The organism is Actinoplanes sp. NPDC051388, from assembly GCF_055586225.1.
The window spans coordinates 391,470-413,484 of record NZ_JBVJIP010000005.1 but is presented as its reverse complement, the minus strand read 5'-3'; the positions used below and the strand labels follow the sequence as shown (position 1 = coordinate 413,484).

The 22,015-nt window shown below is 71.6% G+C and carries 20 protein-coding genes; 9 read left to right on the top strand and 11 right to left on the bottom strand.

All coding sequences use genetic code 11. The annotated features are described in order from the left end of the window. Positions 1-244 precede the first annotated feature (244 nt). A complete protein-coding gene (locus tag ACZ6TI_RS16135) occupies positions 245-970 on the top strand; it encodes a phytanoyl-CoA dioxygenase family protein (protein WP_465345817.1) in 726 nt (241 codons plus the stop codon). Here ACZ6TI_RS16135 and recQ read toward each other — a convergent pair. The 4 genes from recQ to ACZ6TI_RS16115 are packed head-to-tail and all read right to left on the bottom strand — an operon-like array spanning position 960 to position 6,385. Beyond that, a complete protein-coding gene (gene recQ, locus ACZ6TI_RS16130; protein ID WP_465345816.1) occupies positions 960-2,780 on the bottom strand; it encodes a DNA helicase RecQ in 1,821 nt (606 codons plus the stop codon). The genes ACZ6TI_RS16135 and recQ overlap by 11 nt on opposite strands. Further along, positions 2,777-3,763, bottom strand: a complete 987-nt coding sequence (pip, locus tag ACZ6TI_RS16125) for a prolyl aminopeptidase (protein WP_465345815.1) — start codon at positions 3,761-3,763, stop codon at positions 2,777-2,779. Before pip ends, recQ begins: the two co-directional genes overlap by 4 nt. 24 nt (positions 3,764-3,787) lie before the next feature. Beyond that, positions 3,788-5,701, bottom strand: coding sequence for a SpoIIE family protein phosphatase (locus ACZ6TI_RS16120; protein WP_465345814.1), 1,914 nt, complete (start codon positions 5,699-5,701; stop codon positions 3,788-3,790). 33 nt (positions 5,702-5,734) lie between these two features. Further along, positions 5,735-6,385 (bottom strand): GTP cyclohydrolase II, encoded by a 651-nt coding sequence (locus ACZ6TI_RS16115; protein ID WP_465345813.1) that lies wholly within the window; start codon positions 6,383-6,385, stop codon positions 5,735-5,737. A gap of 176 nt (positions 6,386-6,561) precedes the next feature. Between ACZ6TI_RS16115 and ACZ6TI_RS16110 the strand changes: the two genes are divergently transcribed. Then, positions 6,562-7,251: a RibD family protein gene (locus ACZ6TI_RS16110; RefSeq protein ID WP_465345812.1), complete on the top strand. Its 690-nt coding sequence runs from the start codon at positions 6,562-6,564 to the stop codon at positions 7,249-7,251. Position 7,252: 1 nt separating this feature from the next. Here ACZ6TI_RS16110 and ACZ6TI_RS16105 read toward each other — a convergent pair whose 3' ends face one another. From ACZ6TI_RS16105 to ACZ6TI_RS16085, 5 genes are read right to left on the bottom strand one after another with little or no spacing between them, the layout of a single operon-like run. After that, positions 7,253-8,320: a lysylphosphatidylglycerol synthase transmembrane domain-containing protein gene (locus ACZ6TI_RS16105; RefSeq protein ID WP_465345811.1), complete on the bottom strand. Its 1,068-nt coding sequence runs from the start codon at positions 8,318-8,320 to the stop codon at positions 7,253-7,255. A 59-nt stretch (positions 8,321-8,379) separates the two neighbouring features. Continuing rightward, positions 8,380-9,153, bottom strand: coding sequence for a methyltransferase domain-containing protein (locus ACZ6TI_RS16100; protein WP_465345810.1), 774 nt, complete (start codon positions 9,151-9,153; stop codon positions 8,380-8,382). 29 nt (positions 9,154-9,182) lie between these two features. Beyond that, a complete protein-coding gene (locus ACZ6TI_RS16095; RefSeq protein ID WP_465345809.1) occupies positions 9,183-10,310 on the bottom strand; it encodes a glycosyltransferase family 4 protein in 1,128 nt (375 codons plus the stop codon). Then, on the bottom strand, positions 10,307-10,705 hold the full coding sequence (locus ACZ6TI_RS16090; RefSeq protein WP_465345808.1) for a 6-pyruvoyl trahydropterin synthase family protein: 399 nt from the start codon (positions 10,703-10,705) through the stop codon (positions 10,307-10,309). The genes ACZ6TI_RS16095 and ACZ6TI_RS16090 overlap by 4 nt, the downstream gene beginning before the upstream one ends. A gap of 4 nt (positions 10,706-10,709) precedes the next feature. Continuing rightward, positions 10,710-11,684 carry a zinc-dependent alcohol dehydrogenase gene (locus ACZ6TI_RS16085; protein ID WP_465345807.1) on the bottom strand — a complete coding sequence of 325 codons (975 nt, stop codon included), beginning with the start codon at positions 11,682-11,684 and terminating at the stop codon, positions 10,710-10,712. Positions 11,685-11,786: 102 nt separating this feature from the next. Between ACZ6TI_RS16085 and ACZ6TI_RS16080 the strand changes: the two genes are divergently transcribed. Continuing rightward, complete coding sequence (locus tag ACZ6TI_RS16080; RefSeq protein WP_465345806.1) at positions 11,787-12,584, top strand: CDP-alcohol phosphatidyltransferase family protein; 798 nt, start codon at positions 11,787-11,789, stop codon at positions 12,582-12,584. Between the two features lie 3 nt (positions 12,585-12,587). On the opposite strand, the gene ACZ6TI_RS16075 is transcribed toward ACZ6TI_RS16080, so the two are convergent. Then, positions 12,588-13,472, bottom strand: a complete 885-nt coding sequence (locus ACZ6TI_RS16075; protein ID WP_465345805.1) for an ABC transporter substrate-binding protein — start codon at positions 13,470-13,472, stop codon at positions 12,588-12,590. 150 nt (positions 13,473-13,622) lie between these two features. Between ACZ6TI_RS16075 and ACZ6TI_RS16070 the strand changes: the two genes are divergently transcribed. After that, on the top strand, positions 13,623-14,252 hold the full coding sequence (locus tag ACZ6TI_RS16070) for an HAAS signaling domain-containing protein (protein WP_465345804.1): 630 nt from the start codon (positions 13,623-13,625) through the stop codon (positions 14,250-14,252). A gap of 133 nt (positions 14,253-14,385) precedes the next feature. On the opposite strand, the gene ACZ6TI_RS16065 is transcribed toward ACZ6TI_RS16070, so the two are convergent. Then, on the bottom strand, positions 14,386-15,519 hold the full coding sequence (locus ACZ6TI_RS16065) for a M48 family metallopeptidase (protein ID WP_465345803.1): 1,134 nt from the start codon (positions 15,517-15,519) through the stop codon (positions 14,386-14,388). A 231-nt stretch (positions 15,520-15,750) separates the two neighbouring features. On the opposite strand from ACZ6TI_RS16065, the gene ACZ6TI_RS16060 reads away from it, so the two are divergent. From ACZ6TI_RS16060 to ACZ6TI_RS16040, 5 genes are read left to right on the top strand one after another with little or no spacing between them, the layout of a single operon-like run. After that, complete coding sequence (locus ACZ6TI_RS16060; protein ID WP_465345802.1) at positions 15,751-16,785, top strand: LacI family DNA-binding transcriptional regulator; 1,035 nt, start codon at positions 15,751-15,753, stop codon at positions 16,783-16,785. A gap of 38 nt (positions 16,786-16,823) precedes the next feature. After that, on the top strand, positions 16,824-18,191 hold the full coding sequence (locus tag ACZ6TI_RS16055; protein WP_465345801.1) for an ABC transporter substrate-binding protein: 1,368 nt from the start codon (positions 16,824-16,826) through the stop codon (positions 18,189-18,191). Next, on the top strand, positions 18,188-19,069 hold the full coding sequence (locus ACZ6TI_RS16050; protein WP_465345800.1) for a carbohydrate ABC transporter permease: 882 nt from the start codon (positions 18,188-18,190) through the stop codon (positions 19,067-19,069). Before ACZ6TI_RS16055 ends, ACZ6TI_RS16050 begins: the two co-directional genes overlap by 4 nt. Continuing rightward, positions 19,066-19,914: a carbohydrate ABC transporter permease gene (locus tag ACZ6TI_RS16045; RefSeq protein ID WP_465345799.1), complete on the top strand. Its 849-nt coding sequence runs from the start codon at positions 19,066-19,068 to the stop codon at positions 19,912-19,914. The genes ACZ6TI_RS16050 and ACZ6TI_RS16045 overlap by 4 nt, the downstream gene beginning before the upstream one ends. After that, positions 19,911-21,971: a beta-galactosidase gene (locus ACZ6TI_RS16040; protein WP_465345798.1), complete on the top strand. Its 2,061-nt coding sequence runs from the start codon at positions 19,911-19,913 to the stop codon at positions 21,969-21,971. Before ACZ6TI_RS16045 ends, ACZ6TI_RS16040 begins: the two co-directional genes overlap by 4 nt. Positions 21,972-22,015 lie beyond the last annotated feature (44 nt).

The window sequence follows — 22,015 nt, the reverse complement described above, 5'->3', positions numbered from 1 at the left end:
CGGTCTCCGCCACCACCTCGGCGCCCCCGGCCGACGCGATCTCCCGCACCGACGGATTGTCGCCCGAGACCGCGACCACCCGCCCGGACCAGGACCCCTGGACCACCACCAGCGCATAGAGCGCCGCCACATCGCCGACGTAGATCGTGGTCCAGTTCGGCCGCTCGGCCCGTCACCCGCATCTAGACCACCGCGCGGAACAAAGCCGTTGCTGCCGTCGGCAGGGTGCGTGTCCACTGGGCCGATGGACAACGACGCCTTGCGGGAACAGGGATTCGTGGTGATCCCGGACGTGCTCACCGGCGCGCAGATCGCCGAGGGCCGCAAGCTCGTCGCCGAGCTGCTGGCCGAGGCTCCCGCGCCGGACGACCACGCCGGCCCCTATTCGCTGTGGCCGCGGTTCGGGTCCGCGGGACACCCGCTGCTCGACTTCTATCGGAAGACCGGCGTGGGTGCGGTCGCCGCGCGCCTGCTGCGACCGGAGACGCCGCCGGCCGAGCCGGACTTCGCGCAGGTGGCGACCACCATCCCGCCGTGGCCGCACCGGCCCGGCGGCCCGCATGTGGACGGCCTCACCCCGCCCGAGCCGGACGGCCGCCCCGGCACGTTCTCGCTGCTGGCCGGCGTCTGGCTCACCGACCACACCGAGACCGGCCGCGGCAACCTGTGGGTCTGGCCCGGCACCCACCTGCGCTTCGGCCGTTATCTGGCGGACCGCGGCGCCGAGGCGATCCTGCGGACCGGCGAGATGAACCCCGGCCCCTATCCGAAGATCGAGCTCGGCGATCCGATCCAGGTGACCGGCACGGCCGGCAGCCTGCTCTTCGCCCACTATCTGCTCGCCCACAACATCGGCCACCACGACGGCGCCGAGCGGCGCGAGACCCTCTATTACCGCCTGCGGGCCGAGGGCCACCGCGACCGCTGGCGCGACGTGGTCACGGATCCACTGCTGGAGCTCAGGAGCTGAGCGCCCCCAGCACCTGCTCGCCGAATTTCGCCAGCTTGCTCTGGCCCACGCCGCTGATCGTGGACAACTCGTCCAGCGTCGTGGGCCGGCGCGCGGCGATCGCCCGCAGCGTCGCGTCGTGGAAGATCACATAGGCCGGCAGCTTCTGCTCCTTGGCCACGGTCGCGCGCCAGGCTCGCAGCCGCTCGAACACCGGCTCCTCCTCGGCGGTGAGCTCGACGGCCGGCGCCGCCGACTTCGACGCCCGCGGCGCCCGCACCCGCTCGGGCTCGCGCCGCATCATCACCTGCCGCTCACCGCGCAGCACCGAAGCGCTCTCGTCGGTCAGCACCAGCGTGCCGTAGTCACCCTCCACGGCCAGCAACCCGGCCGCCAGCAGCTGCCGCACGACCCCGCGCCACTCGGCTTCCCGCAGGTCGGCGCCGACCCCGAACACCGACAACTCCTGATGTCGGTGCTGCAGAATCTTTTCGGTCTCCTTGCCCAGCAGGATGTCGATCGACTGCCCGGCCCCGAACTTCTGCCCCCGCTCGCGTTGCAGCCGCAGCACCGTGGACAAGAATTTCTGCGCGGGCACGGTGCCGTCCCAGGCCTCCGGCGGATTGAGGCAGGTGTCGCAGTTCTCGCAGCCGGCCTCCGCCGCCTGCCCGAAATATGCCAGCACCCGGGCCCGGCGGCAGGTGACCGTCTCGCACAGCGCCAGCATCGCGTCCAGATGCGCCGAGGCGTTTCGCCGGAACGTCAGGTCACCGTCCGACGACTCGATCATCTTGCGCTGCTGCACGACGTCCGCCAGCCCGTACGCCAGCCAGGCGGTGGACGGCAGACCGTCGCGCCCGGCGCGCCCGGTCTCCTGGTAGTAACCCTCCACCGACTTCGGCAGGTCCAGATGCGCGACGAACCGGACGTCGGGTTTGTCGATGCCCATCCCGAAGGCGATCGTCGCCACCATGACCAGCCCCTCCTCGCGGAGGAACCGGGACTGGTTGGCGGCCCGCTCCGCCGACCCGAGACCGGCGTGGTAGGGCAGCGCGGGCACCCCGTTGGCGCTCAGGAACTCGGCCGTCTTGTCCACCGAGGCGCGCGACAGGCAGTAGACGATGCCCGCGTCCCCGGCGTGCTCTGTGCGCAGCAGCTCGAGCAGCTGCCGCCGCGGCTCGCTCTTGGGCACGATGCGGTATTGGATGTTGGGCCGGTCGAAGCTGGCGGTGAAGTGCCGGGCGGTCTCCAGCTGCAGGCGCCGGGCGATCTCGTCCTTGGTGGCGGTGGTCGCGGTGGCGGTGAGCGCGATGCGTGGCACGTCGGGCCACCGCTCGTGCAACATCGACAGGCCGAGATAGTCCGGCCGGAAGTCGTGCCCCCACTGCGACACGCAGTGCGCCTCGTCGATCGCGAAGACGGCGATCTTCCCCCGATCGAGGAGCCGCTGGGTGGACGGCACGCTCAGCCCCTCGGGCGCCACATAGAGCAGGTCGAGCTCGCCGGCCAGGAACTCCTGCTCGACCAGCTGCCGCGACGAGAAGTCCTGCGACGAGTTGAGGAACCCGGCCTTCACCCCCAGCGTGCGCAGCGCGTCGACCTGGTCCTGCATGAGCGCGATGAGCGGCGAGATCACCACTCCGACGCCGTCCCTGACCAGCGCCGGGATCTGGTAACACAACGACTTGCCGGCGCCGGTCGGCATCAGCACCAGGGCGTCGCCGCCCTCCACCACGTGCTCGATGATCTCCTGCTGCTGTCCGCGGAAGTCGGGGTAGCCGAAGATCTGGTTGAGCACGTCCTTGGCGGTGCCGTGGGGGGAGGAAGTCACTCCGCGATAGTAGTGACGCCGCCGGCCGGCCCGGCGGGCCCTGTGGATAACTCCAGAGCCAGGGCGGCGGCCTTCAGACCGGCCGCGAGCTCGGGCTCGGTGCGCAGGTGCCCGGCATTGACGACGGTCAGGCTCAACTTCTCCCCGTACGCCGCGGCCAGGTCGAACGCCGTCACCGGAGGCGTGCACATGTCGAACCGCCCCTGCAGCACCGTGCACGGCAGGTGCCGGATCGTCGCGATGCTGTCCAGGATGTGATTCTCCGGCACCCACCCGCCATGCCGCAGAAAATGTGCCTCGACCATCCCCACGGCCAGCGTGTTCGGGTCGTCCCAGACCTGCTTCTCCAGCGAGCCGGGCTGGTAGTTCAGCGAGCACAACGTCATCTCCCACAGCGTCCACTCGCGGGCGTGCCGCAGTGCCGTGGCGGGATCGGGATCGCGCATCATCTCCGCGTAGTACTCGGTGATCTCCAGACCGTTGCCGCGCCGCTCGGCCGGCACCAGATCGACGAACCGCGCCCACTCCAGCGGGAACGTCCGCCGCGGACCGCCGTGCGCCACCCAGTCGTTCTCCGCCCGGCGCATCAGATAGACCGACCAGAGCAGGATGCTGCGCACCCGGCCGGGATGCGCCAGCGCGAAGAACAGGCTCAGCGTCGAGCCCCACGAACCGCCGGCCACGTGCGCCGTCTCCCAGCCGCGGTGCCGCATCAGCCGGTCGATGTCGGCCACCAGGTCGGCGGTGGCGTTGTGCTCGACACTGGCGAACGGGGTGCTGCGCCCACATCCGCGCTGGTCGTGGAAGAGCACGCGATGCACCGCCGGGTCGAAGAGCGCCTTGTGCGTGTCGTTGAATCCGGCGCCGGGTCCACCGTGCAGGCAGACGACCGGTACGCCCTGCGGATTGCCCCAGTCCTCCCAATAGAGGGAGTGGCCGTCGCCGACGTCGAGATGTCCACTGTCGATCAGGTGATCAGTCAATTCAGCATGCTCCCTGGTGATGGTTCAGGCCGGGCCGACGGTGACGTCCGGCAGCGCGACCAGGGCGAGAACGTCCCGCGCCGGGCTGCCGGGCGCCGCCAGCACGGTGAGCTTGCCGCCCTGCTGGATGTGCCGGGCCGCCACCTGGTGCAGCGCGGACACCCCGGCGCTGGCCAGGTGGGTCACCGCGGTCAGGTCGACGGTCAGGTCCAGCGTGCCGCCCCGGCTGCGCTGCAACAACCCCTGCTGCAGGCGCTCCGCGGTGACCGCGTCCACCGGCCCTGCCACCCGCGCGCCGCCGTCCTCGGCGCCCGGCAGGTCCGAGACGGCGAACACGGCCGCGGGCAGCGCCGGTCGCACCGCCGCCAGCTCGCCGGACAGCATCCGCGCGGGCCGGGTCAGCGGGTGCCGGATGGTCGCCACCGTGCCCGCCGCGGTCGGCTCCACGCGCATGCTCTCCACCAGCTGCGAGGTCAGCGCCAGCCCGCGCCCGCGCAGCGACTGGCGGGCCGGCTCGCGCCAGCGGCCCTGGTCGGTGACCGTGGCCTCCAGGCAGCCCTCGGCGCTCAGCTCGGCGCGCAGCCGCACCACCGGGTCCGCCGGCGGCTGCGCCACGGTGTCGAACGCGTGCTCGATCGCGTTCGTCATCAGCTCGCCCAGCGCGTGCTGCAGCAGGAACGTGTCCCGCTCGGTGGCGCCGACCCGGGTCAGCCAGTCGCTCAGCGCGGTGCGGGACGGCCGCAGCGACTGCGGCGAGCCGGGCAGCTCCAGGTCGAGCGGCGGCGGCGGGTCGGTCCGCTGCGCGGCCAGCAGGGTGATGTCGTCGCTGTGCCCGGTGGTGCGCACCAGCAGCTCGACGGTCTGCGTGCAGACTCGTTCGGCCGGCGTCGCGTCCGGGTCGCGCAGTGCCCGGCCGGCCGCGCTGTCGGCGGCCACGTGCGCGAGCTCGCCGGTGCTGACCGGGATGGTGCGGCCGGGCCGCTCCAGGATGCCGTCGGTGTAGAGCAGCACCAGGTCGCCGCGCTCGAGCCGGTCGGTGCGCACCGGGAACATCCCGCCGGTGCCGAGCGGCATGCCGCCCGTGCCGGCCAGAAACCGGGTCTCACCGCCCGCCGTGACCACCAGCGGCGGCGGGTGCCCGGCCGTGCAGTACGCGAGGCTGCCGTCCTTCGGGTCGAGCACCACGAGGCCCACCGTGGTGGCGTGCGCCGCGGGTAGCCGCCGCGCGAACCGATCCGCCGCGGTCAGCGCCTCGGCCACGTCCGCGCCGGTGTCCAGCCGATCCCGCAGCACCGCCCGGAGCTGGCCCATCACGCCCGACGCGGTCACCCCGTGCCCGACCACGTCGCCGACCACCAGCGCCACCGTGCCGTCGGTGCGGGTGATCGCGTCGAACCAGTCGCCGCCCGCCGCGGTGTCCGCGTCCGCCAGCAGGTAGCTCGCCGCGATCTGTGCCCCGGGCAGCACCGGCAGACCGGCCGGCAGCAGTTCGCGCTGCAGCTCCTGAATCACCGTGCGGGACTGCTCCCAGCGCTCCCGCAGGTCGTCCGCCTGGGCGACGGCGGCCAGCCGTGCCCGTACGCTCTCGGTCACGTCGAAGCCGGCGCCGATCACCCCGCGCAGGCTGCCGTCGTCGTGGCACCACGGCACGATCGTGAAGTTCGCCCACATCTCGTGCACGGACCCGTCCGGCATGTCCAGGTGCACCCGCCACTCCTGGCCGGTGATCGGCACGCCGCTGTCGTAGACCTGGTAATAGGCGTCCCGGATCTGCTGCCCGCCGAGGTCGTCGATCACCTCGCGGATCGGACGTCCGAGCAGGTCACGGCCCGCCAGGGTGGCCCGCAGGGCGCCGCTCATCGCGACGATGCGCAGCTCCGGCCCCTCGCAGACGGCCAGGATGAACGGCAGCTGCTCGATGGCCGAGTCCGGTGTCACCGTCCCATGGTGCCGTACCGGATCCGATCCGGCTCACTCCGCGAGTGGAAGGTCGATCGTATGGGCGGTGTGCGTGGCCTTGGTCGCCAGGTACCGGACATTCGCCGCCGAGACGTGCACCCCGGTCGGGATCTGCTCCTCGACCTTGACGCCGTGGGCGATGAGCTGGGCGGCCTTGTCCGGATTGTTGCTCAGCAACCGGATCCGCTCGGCTCCCAGCGCCACGAGCATCTGCGCGGCCGCGGTGTAGTCCCGCTCGTCCTCGTCATGCCCGAGAGCCAGATTCGCCTCGTACGTGTCCAGCCCCGCGTCCTGCAGCGCATAGGCGTCCAGCTTCGCGTAGAGCCCGATGCCGCGCCCCTCCTGCCGCAGGTAGAGCAACAGCCCGCCGGTGTCGGTGATCCGTTCCACCGCCTCGCGCAACTGCGGCCCGCAGTCGCAGCGCTGACTGCCGAACACGTCGCCGGTCAGGCACTCGCTGTGCGGCCGCACCAGGGGGGCGCGCCCGCCGACCGCGGACCGGGCGATCGCCCGCCGCCAGTCGCCCAGGCCCAGCGCCAGGTGCTCCTTGCCGTCCGCGAGCCCGTCGAAGGTGAACACCCGCGCGCTGGTCGTGTAGCCGTCGCCGAAACGCAGCGGAACGGTCACCTGCGTGCGTACGCCGGCCTCTGGTACGTCTGTCATGGGCCCTCCTCGAACTGCGTTCCCCGCTGCGGGCCTGTGTGCCCCTAGATCAGCGCCACCATGCCGTAACACTTGGTAAACGTGCCGGTAATCCGACTCCCGATTATCTTGGACGCATCGCGGTCGGACATGGTGACGATCGTCGCTAGGTTTCGGCGAGGGAGAGACGGTCATCGGTGATTGAGCGACCGTACGTGCTGCTCAGCTGTGGCATGTCCATCGACGGTTACGTCGACGACACCGCCGAGGAGCGGCTGCTGCTGTCCAATGACGAGGATTTCGACCGGGTCGACGCGGTGCGCGCGGGCTGCGACGCGATCCTGGTCGGCGCCGCGACCGTGCGCCAGGACAACCCCCGCCTGCTGGTTCGCTCGGACGCGCGCCGGGCCGACCGGTCCGCGCGGGGCGAGCGGCCGACGCCGGTCAAGGTCACCGTGACGGCCAGCTGCGACCTCGATCCGGAGGCGAAGTTCTTCACCACGGGCGACGCCACCAAGCTGGTCTACTGCGCCACCGGCACCTGCGACGCGGCCCGCAAGCTGCTCGGCGACGCGGCCACCGTGATCGACGGCGGCGAGCCGGTCGACGTCCGCCGGATCGTCGTCGACCTGCATGAACGCGGCATCGGCCGGCTGATGGTCGAAGGCGGCGGCACCATGCACACCCAGTTCCTCACGGCCGGCCTGGCCGACGAGTTGCAGCTGGTGGTGGCGCCGTTCTTCGTCGGCGACTCGCGGGCGCCCCGGTTCGTGCACGACGGCGACTTCCCGTGGGGCCCGGGCCGCCGGGCACGGCTGGCCGAGGTGCGGCAGATCGGCGACGTGGTCCTGCTGCGCTACGCGCTCTCGGACCGCTTCGCCCCCTAGGTCAGGCACCGCTGTGGGCCAGCACCCGCACCGAGCGCTGCGACGAGACGAGTGCGGGCTGGCCGGCGACCGGCTCGGAGGCGGGGACCAGGGCGGGCACGGCCGGTGAGATCGGCGCCAGCCGGGCGATCCGCGCCGCGCGCATCTTGATCACGCCGCGGGTGACCAGGACCACCGCGCCGGGCAGCGCCGCCACGAAGGCGAAGAGTCCGTAGACCACCGCGATGGTCAGGCCCTGGGTGGCGCTCATCCCGGCGGCGGCGAAGGCCCACGCGGTCACGCCCTCGCGCGGTCCCCAGCCGCCGACGTTCAGCGGCAGCGTCATGGCCAGCAGCGCGAGCAGCATCAGCGGGGCCAGGCGCAGCAGGGAGGCGGTCGACCCGGCGGCCCGGGCGGCCACCACGAACGTCGCCAGGTGACCGACCAGCACGATCGTCGAGGCGAGCACGATGCCCGGCCAGTTGCGGCGGGACAGCAGCCCGGTGCGGATCTCGGCGAGCCCGGTGCGGGCCGCCTTCGCGATCTTCGAGGTGCCGCTGCGCAGGCGGCGGGTGGCGAGGACCACGATCGCGCCGGCCAGGACGACGGCCGAGCCGATCGCCGCGGCGGCGGCTCCGTGGGTCTCCAGAACGGTCAGAACCGGCGACGGTACGGTCAGCAGCACCGTCACGCCCACCGCGATCAACACGATCTGACCCGCGGTCCGTTCCAGCACCACCGCGCGCACGCCGCGAGCCACGTCACCCTCGTCGCGGCCGTGCTTGACCGCCCGGTCGACATCGCCGAGCACGCCGCCGGGCAGGGCCGCGTTCAGGAAGAGCGCCTTGTAGTAATCGGCGATCGCCGCGCCCAGCGGCAGCCGGAGGCCGACGCCGCGGGCCACCAGGCACCATCGCCATGCGCTGAACACCGTGGTCGTGACCCCGATCAGGAACGCCGTGAGCAGGGTGCCCCCGTCGATCACGCGGATCCCGTCGAGAAAGGCGCCGGTGCCCAGCCGCCACATCAGCAGAGCGATGATGCCCGCCCCGCCGATGAGGCGTGCCCATGCCCAGACCGATCGCGTCACGATGATGTTCCCCTCGGTAGCCCGTCACACACCTGTACGCCGGGCTGCCCGGAAACAGTTCAATCGAATCTCGCCAGGAGGTCTCGATGTCCGACGGTCGCGGTGAACCCGTCCGCGCGCCGGCGTGCGAGGTATTCCTCGAGGCGCAGGTCGGGGCGCTGCTCCCGAGCGGCGCCCGCCCAGCCAGCCAACCATTCGGCGGCGAGCGGCGCACTGTCGGATCCGAGACGCCACGGCGTGGGACGGACACTCACCGTGGCCCCGGCCTTCTCGAAGGCCGCCGCGGCGATCTCCGCGGCGTCCGGCCCGAGCAACCGGCGCCCGCCGATCTCCCGGCGCTGATGCGCGTTGAACGCGGCCTCGATCTCGTCGTCCAGCGGGTCCGCCGGGTCGAACGCCACCTCGCCGGTCACCGACAGCGTGAACAGCGCGGCCGTCCGGTTGGCCCGGCACGCCTCCACCAGACTGTCCACTTCGTCCGAAGTGAGCAGGTCGAGCAACGCCGAACACGTGACCAGCCCGGTGCCGGCCAGATCGTCGCCGGTGAGGGCGGTCACGTCACCCTGGCGGGTTTCCACGGTGACCGCGTCCGGCAGGTGCGTGCCGGCGTGGGTGAGCAGCGCCGGGTCGCGGTCCATCAGCACCCAGTGCTGCGGGCCGGGCAGCCGCGGCGCCAGCCAGCGGCCCATCGACCCGGTCCCGCAGCCGAGGTCCCGGACCGTCAGTGGCGGCGTCAGGCTCTCGGCCAGGGCGTCCGCCAGCCCGACGTCGCGTGCCGCGGCGTCGGCGGGTTCCCGCAGCCCCAGCCAGTCCGAGCTGAATTCCCCGGTCATCCCTGATCTCCCATCGTTGGCCCGCCCGATCACTGGTTCAGTACCGCGCGCAGGCGGTCGGTTGTCTCATCCCAGCCGGGCAGCGACTCGCGCCGGGCCCGGGCCGCGTCGCGCCAGCGTTCCCGCAGGTCGGCGTCGGTCAGCCAGGCGCGCAGCGCGGCGGCGAGCGGTTCCGCCTCGCCCGGCGGAACCAGCAGACCGGGAACAACGCCGCCGGGCGCCGAGCCGAGTGCCTCCGGCACGCCGCTGACCTGCGTGCCGATCACCGGCAGTCCGCGGGCGAGCGCCTCGGTCACCACCATGCCGTAGGTCTCGGCCCGCGACGGCAGCACCAGAAGGTCCGCGTCCGCATAGGCGGCGTCCAGATCAGCCCCGGCCTTCGGCCCGACGAAGCGCACGCGCCCCGGCCCGGCGGTCCCACCGCGGCCGCTGTAGACCTGATTCACAGATGAATCACCCGCCGCCGAGTCGCCCGGCGCCGAGTCACCTGCCGGGTCACCGCGATTCACCGAAGACTCAGGTCCATAGCGGTCGGGAGGGATGTCCGGTGGGACGCCGGCGCCGACGAAGGTGCAGCGCCAGGCGAGGTCGTCGAGGTCGGCCAAGGCGGTCAGGAGGACGTCCTGGCCCTTGCGCGGGGTGATCGCCGCCACGCAGAGCAGGCGGGTGCCGCCGGGCGTGGGGGTGGCCGGCGGCGCCGGGTCGACGCCGGGGGGTGCCACGTGCACTTTTGCCGGCGGCAGGTCGTGCAGGGTGATGACCCGCGAGGCCGCCGATGTGCTGGTCACGACGACGGCGTCCGCGGCGTGCAGGGAGCGGCGTTCCAGGGGGATGAGGTCGGCGGCGGCCGGGGACTCGTCGCCCAGGGGGAGGTGGACCAGCATCACGATGCGCAGGCGGGTGGCGGCTTCCTCGATGAGTGATGGCACGCCGCAGCCCACCAGGCCGTCGATCACCACTGTGGACATGTCGGGAATGTCGGCCAGGGCCGACCGCAGTGCCCGGAGTGCCGGGGGAGCGGGGCGGGGCCAGGAGCCCGAGATCGCGATCTCGCAGACCGACGGGAGCCGGGAGCAGACCGCGCGGTCATAGCGGTTGCCGCCGCTCGGCGACGCGGGATCGTCCACGCCGCCGGGCAGCACGAAGTGCGTCGTCACAGCTCCCGCTCGTATCCCGCCCACGCGATGTGCGACTCGTGCAGAGTCACGGTGAGGCCGGTCAGGCCGGTCGCGCCGGGGCCGAGCGAGCCGGCCGCGATCCGGTCGGCCAGGCGATCGGCGATCAGCTTGGCGAGGAATTCGGTCGACGTGTTCACCCCGGCGAAATCGGGTTCGTCGTCCAGATTGCGGTAGCTCAGCGCGCCGCACACGTCCTTGAGCTGCTCGCTCGCCAGGCCGATGTCGACCACGATGTTGTCCGCGTCCAGGTCCGGCCGCTTGAAGGTCGCGTCCACCACGAAGGTGGCGCCGTGCAGCTTCTGCGCCGGGCCGAAGACCTCGCCGCGGAAGCTGTGCGCGATCATGATGTGGTCGCGGACGGTGACGCTGAACAAATGCTCACTCTCCTCGGTAATTCACCAGGTGACACAGGGCGGGCAGGGCGCCGGAGGCCAGCCGGGGCAGGATTTCCGGCAGCTCCTCGAAGTCGGAGTGCCCGGTGATCAGCGCGTCGAACCGCTGGTCCGACAGCAGATCAAGAGCAAGACCGAGACGCTCACCGTACGTGCGCCGGCGCCCGGGCGGGATGCCGCCGACCTGGCTGCTCTTCAGGGTGAGCCGGCGCGAGTGGAAGTGTTCGCCCAGCGGCACCGGCACCGGCCGGTCGCCGTACCAGCTGAGTTCGATCACGGTCGCGTCCGGTGCCAGCAGTTCGAGCGAACGGGCCAGCCCGGCCGGCGTCGCGCTCGCGTGGATCACCAGGTCACAGTCGCCCGCGGCCTCCTCCGGCGTGGCGAACCCGACGCCCAGCGCGGACGCCACCGCGGCGCGGGACCGATCGGAGTCCACCAGCTGCACCCGCGCGCCCGGAAACCCGGCGAGCACCCCCGCGACCGAGCAGCCGACCATGCCGCCGCCGACCACCGCGATCCGATCGCCCACCAGCGGCGCCGCGTCCCACACGGCGTTCACCGCGGTCTCCACCGTGCCGGCCAGCACCGCGCGGGCGGCGGGCACGCCGTCGGGCACCACGGTCACCGCGGTGGCCGGCACCACGTACCGGGTCTGGTGCGGGTAGAGGCAGAAGACCGTGCGGCCGGTCAGCTCGGGCGGGCCCTGCTCGACCACGCCGACGTTCAGATAGCCGTATTTCACCGGGGCCGGGAAGTCGCCTTCCTGATAGGGCGCGCGCATGGTGTCGTGTTGGCTGTCCGGGACACCACCGCGGAACACCAGCGTCTCCGTGCCGCGGCTCACACCCGAGTGCAGCGTCCGGACCAGCACTTCGTCCTCCGCTGGATGAGGCACGGCCGCAAAGCGTATTTCCCCGGCGCCAGGGGCAGCTATCCAGAAGGCGCGCGCCGCACCCGTCATGGGGAACTCCTCGACCGGCTGAACCGAACACGCTCGCGAAGCGTGTTCCAGGGGGACAGCGGCAACCATACGCGGCAACCGATCTTGCCACTTGGAGGCACGGTGACTTTCAGTACCGACACGATTACCACCCCTGCGGCTCGGGGTCCGGTGATCGGGCTGGTCGTCCAGGGCAGTCTGCTGGCCGCCCTCGCCGCGACGGTGGGTCTGTCGGCCGGCGGGTGGCTCGCCGGCGCCGCGTACGGAATCGTGCTTTGTGGTCTGCTCGGTCTTGGTCTGCGCCGGGCCGGCATGAGCGCGATGGGTCCGGCGAACGTGGTGACGTTCGCGCGGGCGCTGATGGTCGGCGGGGTGACCGCGATGGTGGTGTCCTCGTTCACCCGGCCGGTGCACCTGGTCGCGCTGGTCACCCTGGTCGGCGTGGCACTCGCGCTGGACGGCGTGGACGGCCAGGTGGCCCGCCGCACCAACTCGTCGTCGCCGCTGGGCGCCCGATTCGACATGGAGATCGACGCGTTCCTGATCCTGGTGCTCAGCGTCTTCGTGGCCGGTGAGTTCGGCTGGTGGACGGTCGCCATCGGCGCCTACCGCTACCTCTTCGTGGCCGCCTCCTGGGCCGCGCCCTGGCTGACCGCCGCGCTGCCGCCCAAGTTCTCCCGCAAGGTCGTCGCCGCCACCCAGGGCGTGGCGCTCGTGGTGGTCACCGCGCACCTGCTGCCCGCGCCGCTCGCGCTGGCCGCGCTGGTCCTGGCGCTGGGGTCGCTGACCTGGTCGTTCGGCCGGGACATCCAGTGGCTGTGGCGGGCCGAGCGGCTGCGCCGGGCGACCGCGAACCGCGAGTCGTTGCCGATCGCGCCGCTCCGGCGCCGCCTGGTCCGCGAGCCCGCGCCGGTCGGCTAGGTCCTAGGCCACCCGCCGGATCGCGTCCGCCGGCGCCGCGGGCACCGCGTCCGGGTGCAGGATCGCGGCGATCGCCTCGACGCCGTCGACGAGCCGCGGGCCGGGCCGCACCACCAGGCCGTCGCCGTCGATCGCCCACACCGCGGCGCCCGGGAAGTGCGGCGCCACCCGTTCGGCCTGTTCCGCCGAACCGTCCAGGTGGAAGCCGCACGGCGTGACCAGGACGACCTCCGGGTCCGCGGCGGCCAGCGCCGCCCAGGTCGTCTCCACCGACCGCTGCCCGGGCCGCGCGGCCACCGGCTCGCCGCCCGCCGCGACCACCAGATCCGGCACCCAGTGGCCGGCGGTGAAGGGCGGATCCACCCACTCCACGATCGCCACCCGCGGACGCGGCCGGCCGGCCACCGCCGCGCGCACCCGGTCGAGCCGCTCGCGCAGGCCACCGATCAGCGCGGCGCCACGGTCCGGCACGCCGGCGGCGTGCGCGACGTCGGCGAAGGTGTCCAGGACCTGGTCCAACGAGTACGGGTCGAGGGAGACCACGTCGGCACGGCAACCCAGGTGGTCCAGGGCGTCGGTGACGTGGCCGGACGGCAGGGCGCAGACCCGGCACAGGTCCTGCGTGAGGATCAGCTCGGGATCCAGGGCGGCCAGCGCGCCGGCGTGCAGGGTGTAGAGGTCTCGGCCTTCGGCGAGCTGCTGTTTCACGTACCCGTCGATGTCGGCCGCGGTCATGCCGCGGGTGTCGCGTCCGCCCACGACGACCACCTTCTCGGCTCGCGCCGAAACCGGCTCGTCGCACTCGAAGGTCACCCCGGCCAGGTCGTCGCCGAGCCCGAGGGCGTAGACGATCTCGGTGGCCGAGGGCAGCAGGGAGACGATGCGCATGCCTGCCATCCTGCCTTCGATGCCCGTCGACGACCCGGCCGAAAGTCGTATCCGGGCTCGTGGCGTGCCCGCCCGCGGGCGGATGTGCGGTGATCGCGGTGCGCGACATGCTGACGCGACCGTCACCACCGGACCCGTTGGGGGAAACGTATGACCTCCGTCTCGAACCAGGACACCGCGCCGCTGGCACACGCGGACGTCATCGTCCTGGACTACCTCGCCGCGCTGTGGGCGGAGAGCGAGGACCTGTCGCCGGAGTTGCGCGACGAGCTGATGACCACGGTCGCCGACTACATCGCGATGCGCCGGACCTCGGTCTCCGACCCGCTCTCCGACCCGGAGCAGATCGTCGGACGCCTCGGCCCGCCGGAGGCGCTGGTCGGCGCGGTCCGGCGGGGCCGGATGCCCGCACACCTGAGGATGCCGCTCACGCCGCCGGTGCCCGTGCACCGGCCCGCGCCGACCTCGATGCCGGACCGCGCGGCCTCCGACCCGGCGGCGATCGCGCTGCTGATGGGCGGTGGCTTCGTGCTGCCGGTGATCAGCCCGATCGCGGCGATGGCGATGGTGTCCGCGTCGCCGCGCTGGACCGTCTCGCAGAAGGTCGCCGCCTGGACGCTGGTGCTCGGATCGCTGTTCGGCGGCTTCGTTCTCTCGCTGATCGTGCTGGCCGCGTTCTACGAGTCGTTCCCGGCGATGGTGCTGGCCTATCTGGTGGCAGTGGCCGGGTCGACGATCGCCGGGGTCACGCTGATGCCGGCGATGAGCCGCCGCACCTGACCTCTGCTTCTCCAGGGCGGGACGCGATGCGCGTCCCGCCCTTTTGTCGTGCCGGGGACTGCGCAGACGAAGGCCGGGTATCGGGAGTGGCGGCTCCCGATACCCGGCCTTCGAGCTCGGTCAGGCGGTGCGGTCAGGTGGTGGGTGCGCCGTCGCCGTCCGCGGGCGGCGGCTGGTCGCCGTCGCCCTCGGGACGCTCGCCGCGGGCCGCACGAGCCGCCGCACCGGCCGCGGTGCCCGCCCACGCCCGGGCCCGGCCGGCCTGGGTGCCGGCCCAGCCGCCGATGTCGGCCGCGCCGTCGGAGACCCGGCGGGCCAGGTTGACCAGCGGGTCGGGCGACGTCTGGAACGAGTCCCGGTAGTGCGCCGCGGCCGCCTTGACGTCCCCGGCGACCGACGCGTTGCCGTCGCCGTCCCGGCCCGGGTAGTCGCCGCCGACGATGCGGGTGTACTCGCCGGACTCGACCCACTTGTTCAGCTCGGCCGCTCGGGCGACCGGCACCGGGTGGCTGCTCCACGCGGTCATGCCGATCTTCAGGACGCTGTCCCGCAGATCGCCGCCGCCCTGGTAGTCCGCCGCCTGCTCGAGAAACGCGGCGGTGTCGATCTGGGACAGGTCCCCGCCGCCGGCGATCTTCATCAGCAGCCGGAGCGACGCGGCCGGGTCCTGGCAGGCGAGCAGGCCGGCCCGGTCGGCAGAGAGCTCGGCCTTGCGCCACCACTCGTACATGGCGGCGATGATGGCCCGCAGGGCGATCGACCCGATCGGCAGCCAGCTGACGTTGGCCGCCCACTTCGTCAGGATCATCATGATCGTCTTGTAGACCGCGTGGCCGCTGCGGACGTGCCCGATCTCGTGGCCGAGCAGTGTGCGCAGCTCCTCGTCGTCGAGCCGGTCCACCGCGGCCGTGGTGATCACGATGAACGGCTTGTCCATGCCGATCGCCTGGCCGTGGATCATCGGGGACTGCTCGACGAACAGGCCGGGCAGCTCGGCCACGTCGAGCGTGGTGGCCGCCTCGGCGAAGAGCCGGTGCACCCGCGGGTACTGCCGGTGGTCCACCCGGATCGCGCCGGCCAGATACGACAGCCGGAACGCCCGCTCGTTCCACATGCCGAAGAACGCCTTCACCACGTCGTCGAAGCCGCGCAGCTCGCGCAGGGCGGTGAGGGCCCCTCGATCGGCCGGGTGCTCCCAGGCGCGTGAGCTGATCCCGGTCAGCGTCACGCGATTCCGGGCCGGCCGGTTCTCGTCATCGGTGGTCATTCGATTCCTTTCGCGATGGTCTGCTCCGGATAGGCAGCCTCTCGCCTCGCGGGCACGCGGCGCATCGGCTCGGAGCCGGACTTCGGCGGGTCCGGAACTGCGACTTTCGGCCGACCCCGGCCCGGGAAACGGACGCGTAACAGGTCGGCAAGAAGGCGTTGACTTTCTAGGCCCGGACGATGAATATGACTACGAAGTCAGAGATATTCGCCACATCCTCGAGGAGGCGACATGGCCGCGAATCGCGAGCCCCGCCGCCGCCCGGTGAGCACGGACGTGGCCACCCGGGCCGGGGTCTCGCAGAAGACGGTGTCCCGGGTGCTCAACGGCGAGCCGTACGTCAAAGAAGAGGTGCGGCTCCGGGTCCTGCAGGCCGCGCAGGAGCTGGGTTACCGGCGCAACAACGCGGCCCGCACGCTGACCTCGGGGCGCACCTGGCGGATCGGCGTGGTCTCGCTGGGCAGTCCGCTCTACGGTCCCGCCACCATGCTGATCGAGCTGGAGCGCGCGGCCCGCAGCACCGGATATTCGCTCAGCGTCGTCACCACCTTCGAGGGGGACCCGGCCGGCGTGCACGGCGCCATCGAGTCCCTGCTGGCCGAGGGGGTGGACGGCATCGTGCTCTCGGAGCCGATCGACGAGGGCGAGAACGTGCACGTCGACGTGGATCTGCCGGTGCTGAGCCTGGGCCGGTTTCCCGGTCTCACCGGCACGAACGTGTTGAGCAGCGGCGGCGACGGCGCGGACGGCGGGCGGATCGCCACCCGGCATCTGCTCGAGCTCGGCCACGCGACGGTCTGGCACGTGGCCGGACCGCAGCGCTGGTGGTCCGCCCGTGACCGCCTGGACGGCTGGCAGCAGGCGCTGCGGGCCGGCCGGGCGCCGTGTCCACCCTGGATCGAAGGCGACTGGTCGCCCGCCTCGGGCCACGCGGCCGGCCGCCGGCTGGCCCGCAACCCGGACGTCACCGCGATCTTCGCGGCGAACGACGACATGGCGATCGGTGTCATGTCCGCGCTCGCCGAGGCCGGCCGCCGGGTGCCCGAGGACGTCAGCGTCATCGGGCTCGACGACATCCCGGTGGCGGCGTATCAGGCGCCGCCGCTCACCACCGTGCGCCAGGACTTCGTCGCCCTGGTCCGCAACGGTCTGGAAAGCCTCGTGAGCCGCATCGAGGCGCCAGGCGACGATCAAGGGGAGCCGGACGCGTCCGAGCCGCTCTCGCTGATCGTGCGTCGCTCCACCCGCGCACCTTTAGTCCGCTGAGTCACGACCACCCGAATCCCTCACGAGGAGTCGTACCCATGCCTGCTCTTAAACGTTTCAAGGCTGCCTCCCTGGCCCTCGCCTTCGTGGCGAGCCTGACCCTCGCCGCCTGCAGCGGTGACGACGACGCCTCCGACGGCGGCGGGTCCGCCGCGCCGCCGGCCGCCCAGGCCGACATCGACAAGGCGATGCAGACGCCCACCGAGCTGACCTTCTGGACCTGGGTGCCGGACATCCAGAAGGAGGTCGACCTGTTCCAGGCGAAGTACCCGGCCATCAAGGTCAAGGTGGTCAACGCCGGGCAGGGCGAGCCGCAGTACACGAAGCTGCGGACCGCGTTGAAGGCCGGCACCGGCGCGCCGGACGTGGCGCAGATCGAGTTCCAGTACATCCCGACGTTCTCGCTCACCAAGAGCCTGGTGGACCTGCGGCCCTACGGCGCCGAGGCGACCAAGGACAAGTTCGTCGACTGGACCTGGAACCAGGTGAAGGGGCAGAACGGCGAGATCTGGGGCTACCCGCAGGACACCGGCCCGATGGGCATGCTCTACCGCGCCGACCTGTTCGAGAAGTACGGCATCGAGGTGCCGAAGACCTGGGACGACTTCGCCGCCGCGGCCCGCAAGCTGCACACCGCCGACCCGAACGTCTATCTGACCAACCTGGCGTCCAACCAGAACGGCACCTGGATGGGTCTGCTCTGGCAGGCCGGCGCCAAGCCGTTCACCAACACCGGCCCGGAGTCGGTCACCGTCAACCTGAACGACGAACTGTCCAAGAAGGTCGGCAACTACTGGGGTGGCCTGATCAAGGAGGGCGCGGTCTCCGCCGACCCGGACTTCACCGACGCCTGGTACCAGGCGCTCAACCGCGGCAAGTACGCCACCTGGCTGACCGCCGCCTGGGGACCGGTGTTCCTGCAGAGCAGCGCCGCCTCCACCAAGGGCAAGTGGCGGGCCGCGCCGCTGCCGCAGTGGGACGCCGCCAAGCAGGTCTCCGGCAACTGGGGTGGCTCGACCAGCGCGGTGGTGACCGGCACCAAGAACCCGATCGCGGCCGCCAAGTTCGCCGAGTGGCTCAACACCGACCCCGAGTCGACCAAGAAGTTCGCCACCGAGCAGTTCCTCTTCCCGGCGACCAAGTCGCTGCTCGAGGACGCGTCGTTCACCGGGCAGAAGCCGGAGTTCTACGGCGGGCAGACGGTGAACCAGGTGTTCTCCGACATCAGTGCCACGGTCGATACCCAGTTCCAGTGGCCGCCGTTCCTGGACCAGGCGGTCAACGACTGGGACGAGACGGTGGGCAAGTCGTTCGCCGACAAGTCCGACACCGGCGCCGCCCTCGACCAGTGGCAGACCCGGGTCAGCGACTACGCCAAGAACCAGGGCTTCAAGGTCGGGTCGTGACGGCGCGCAGACAGAGTCACGCGAACGCCGGTTACCTGTTCGTCCTGCCCTTTCTGATCGTGTTCCTCGCGATGCTCGTGCTGCCGTTGCTCTACGCGGCCTACCTGAGCCTGTTCCGCGAACAGCTCATCGGTGGCACGGTCTTCGCCGGGCTGGACAACTACACCCGGGCGGTCAGCGACGACCGGCTGGTCGGCGGCGTGCTCCGGGTGGTCCGGTTCTTCCTGCTCCAGGTGCCGATCATGCTGGTGCTGTCCACGGCCGCCGCGCTCGCCATCGACAGCGGGCTGCTGCGCTTCTCGAAGGTGTTCCGGCTGGGCATCTTCGTGCCGTACGCGGTGCCGGCGGTGGTCGCCACCCTGATGTGGGGCTACCTCTACGGGCCGGACTTCGGGCCGTTCGCGCAGCTGGCCGACAAGCTCGGGCTGCCGGACCCGCGGTTCCTCTCCGAGGGCGGGATGCTCGGGTCGATGGCGAACATCGTGACCTGGGAGTTCGTCGGCTACAACATGATCATCCTGTACGCCGCCCTGCGCGGCATCTCCCCGGATCTCTACGAGGCGGCCGCGGTGGACGGGGCCGGCGCGTGGCGGGTCGCCTGGAGCATCAAGCTCCCGGCGCTGCGCCCGGCCCTGCTGCTCTGCCTGATCTTCTCGGTGATCGGGAGCTTCCAGCTGTTCGCCGAGCCGCAACTGCTGCAGCGGCTGGCGCCCAGCGTGATCGACAGCGCGTACACACCCAACCTCTACGCCTACACCCTGGCCTTCACCGGCCAGGAGGTGAACTACGCCGCGGCGGTCTCGTTCCTGCTCGGCCTGGTGATCGTCATCGTGTCGTCGCTCGTGCTCCTCGCCGGCAACCGGAGGAACCGCGCATGAACAGACGCAGCAACCTGCTCACCATCGGCATGCTGGCGCTGCTGATCTATTTCCTGCTGCCGTTGTTCTGGCTGATCGTGGCCTCCACCAAGACCACCGGCGACCTGTTCGCCAGCTTCGGCCTGTGGTTCTCGGACAGCTTCTCGCTGCTGAGCAACATCGGCGACACGTTCACCTACGGCGACGGCGTCTACGGCCGCTGGCTGCTCAACACGCTGTTCTACTCCCTGGTCAGCGCGGGCGGCGCGGCGTTCCTGGCAGCCGTCGGCGGGTACGGCTTCGCGAAGTTCCGGTTCCGCGGCAACAACGCCCTCTTCGGCATGGTGCTGGTGTCGGTGATGGTGCCGACCACCGCGCTGGCCATTCCGACCTACCTGCTGTTCAGCAAGATCGGGCTGGTCAACACGCCGTGGGCGATCATCCTGCCGTCGCTGGTCAGCCCGTTCGGGCTCTACCTGATGCGGATCTATGCCCAGGACGCGATCCCGGACACGCTGATCGAGGCCGGCCGCATCGACGGCGCCAGCGAGATGGGCATCTTCTTCAAGATCGTGCTGCGCTCGCTCGCCCCCGGGATCGTCACCGTGCTGCTGTTCACCCTGGTGGCGACGTGGAACAACTATTTCCTGCCACTGATCATGCTGAACGATCCCGACCTCTATCCGATCACCGTCGGGCTGGCCGCCTGGTCGTCCCAGTCGGTCGGCGGCGGCGGGTCGACCGGTGAGCTGCTGGCCCTGGTGGTCACCGGGTCGCTGCTGTCGATCGTGCCGCTGATCGCCGCGTTCCTGCTGTTGCAACGCTATTGGGAGTCCGGACTGTCCGCGGGGAGTGTGAAGGGATGAGGGTGCTTTTCGGCGCCGCGTACTACCACGAATACCAGCCGTACGAACGCTTGAAGACCGACCTGGACCTGATGGCCGAGGCGCACTTCACGGTGATCCGGGTCGGCGAGTCGGTCTGGTCGACCTGGGAGCCGGAGAACGGCCGCTTCGACTTGGAGTGGCTGCAACCGGTGCTGGACGGCGCCGACGAGCGCGGCATCTCGGTGCTGCTCGGCACGCCGACCTACGCCGTCCCGCCCTGGCTGGCCCGGCAGTACCCGGAGATCGCGGGGGAGCGGTCCACCGGCGGGCGCATCCCGTGGGGCGCCCGCCAGGAGGCCGACTTCACCCATCCGGCGTTCCGCTTCCACGCTGAGCGGATCATCCGCCGGATCATGGAGCGCTACGCGAGCCACCCGGCGGTGATCGGCTTCCAGGTGGACAACGAGCCGGGCAACGAGCTGCTGCACAACCACGGCGTCTTCCAGCGCTTCGTGGACCACCTGCGGCACGAGTACGGCGACGTGGAGACGCTGAACAAGGCGTGGGGGCTGGTCTACTGGTCGCACCGGCTGTCCACCTGGGCCGACCTGTGGACTCCGGACGGCAATGTGCAGCCGCAATATCATCTGGCCTGGCGGCGCTTCCAGGCGTTGCAGACCACCGAGTTCATCGCCTGGCAGGCGGCCATCGTGCGGGAGTACGCGCGCCCCGACCAGTTCGTCACCACCTGCCTGTCCTACGAGCGGCCGGCCCTGGACGACGTGGCGCTGATGCGCGAGCTCGACGTCACCGCCGGGAACCCGTACTACGCGATGCAGGACGGCCTGGCCCTGCCCGATCCGGGCGACCAGCCGCAGTACTGGACCTCCACCGGCACCTGGGCCCTCTATCTGAGCGCCGACCGGATGTTCGCCTCGCGCCAGGAGCCGTTCCTGGTCACCGAGACGAACGCGCAGTCGATCGGCTTCCCGTGGAACAACCGCCCGGCCTACGACGGCCAATGGCGGCAGGCGGCCTGGGCGCTGATCGCCCGGGGCGCCAAGATGATCGAGTACTGGCACTGGCACACGCTGCACTTCGGGGCGGAGACCTACTGGGGTGGCGTGCTCCCGCACAGCGGCCGGCCGGGCCGGGTCTACCGCGAGATCGCCCGGATCGGCGCCGACCTCGAGGCGGCCGGCGCGCTGGTCGCCGGCCTCACCCCGGACGCCCAGGTGGCGATGCTCTACTCCAACCCCAGCAAGTGGCTGATGCAGCGGTTCCCGGCACTGTCGCCGGACGACCTGAAGCCGGACGAGCGCGCCTATCAGGGGCTGTTCGACCCGTTCTACCGCGGCGCGTTCGACGCCGGGCTGCAGGTGCGGATCCTGCACGCCGGGCGGCTGGACACCCCGGGCGAGGTGGCGCGGCGGCATCCGGTGCTGGTGGCGTCGGGGTTCTACATCGCCGACGACGCGACGCTGGCCTGGCTGCTGGCCTATGCGGACGCCGGCGGGCATCTGGTGCTCGGGCCGCGTACCGGATATGCCGACGAGGAGGCCCGCGCGCGGGCCGAGCCCGCCCCCGCGGTCCTCGGCGGTCCCGCCGGGGTGAAGTACGACGAGTTCAGCAACGTCTCCCGCCCGGTGCCGGTGGTCTCCACGCACGAGGGGTTCGACCTGCCCGCGACGGCGGCCGCCACCCGGTGGATCGACGGCCTCGAGGCGGACGGCGCCGAGGTGCTGGCCCGCTACGAGCACCCGCACTTCGGGCAGTTCCCGGCGGTCACCACCCGGGCGCACGGCCGGGGCCGGATCACGGTCGCCGGGACGATCCCGGACCGCACCCTCGCGGACGCGCTCTTCCAGTGGCTGGTGCCCGAGGCCGCGGACGACTGGCGGGACACCCCGCCGAGCGTCACGGTCACCTCGGCCACCGCGTCCGACGGGCGCCGGGTGCGCTTCGTGCACAACTGGTCCTGGGAGCCGGTGGCGCTCGCCCTGCCGGGCTCGGTCAGCGACGCCCTGACCGGCGCCGACCTGCGCGGAGACCTGTCACTGGGCCCCTGGGACGTCCGCGTGCTGGTGGAGGAGTAACTCTCAGAACCGGTCGCCCCTCGCCGATGGAACGGTAACGAACT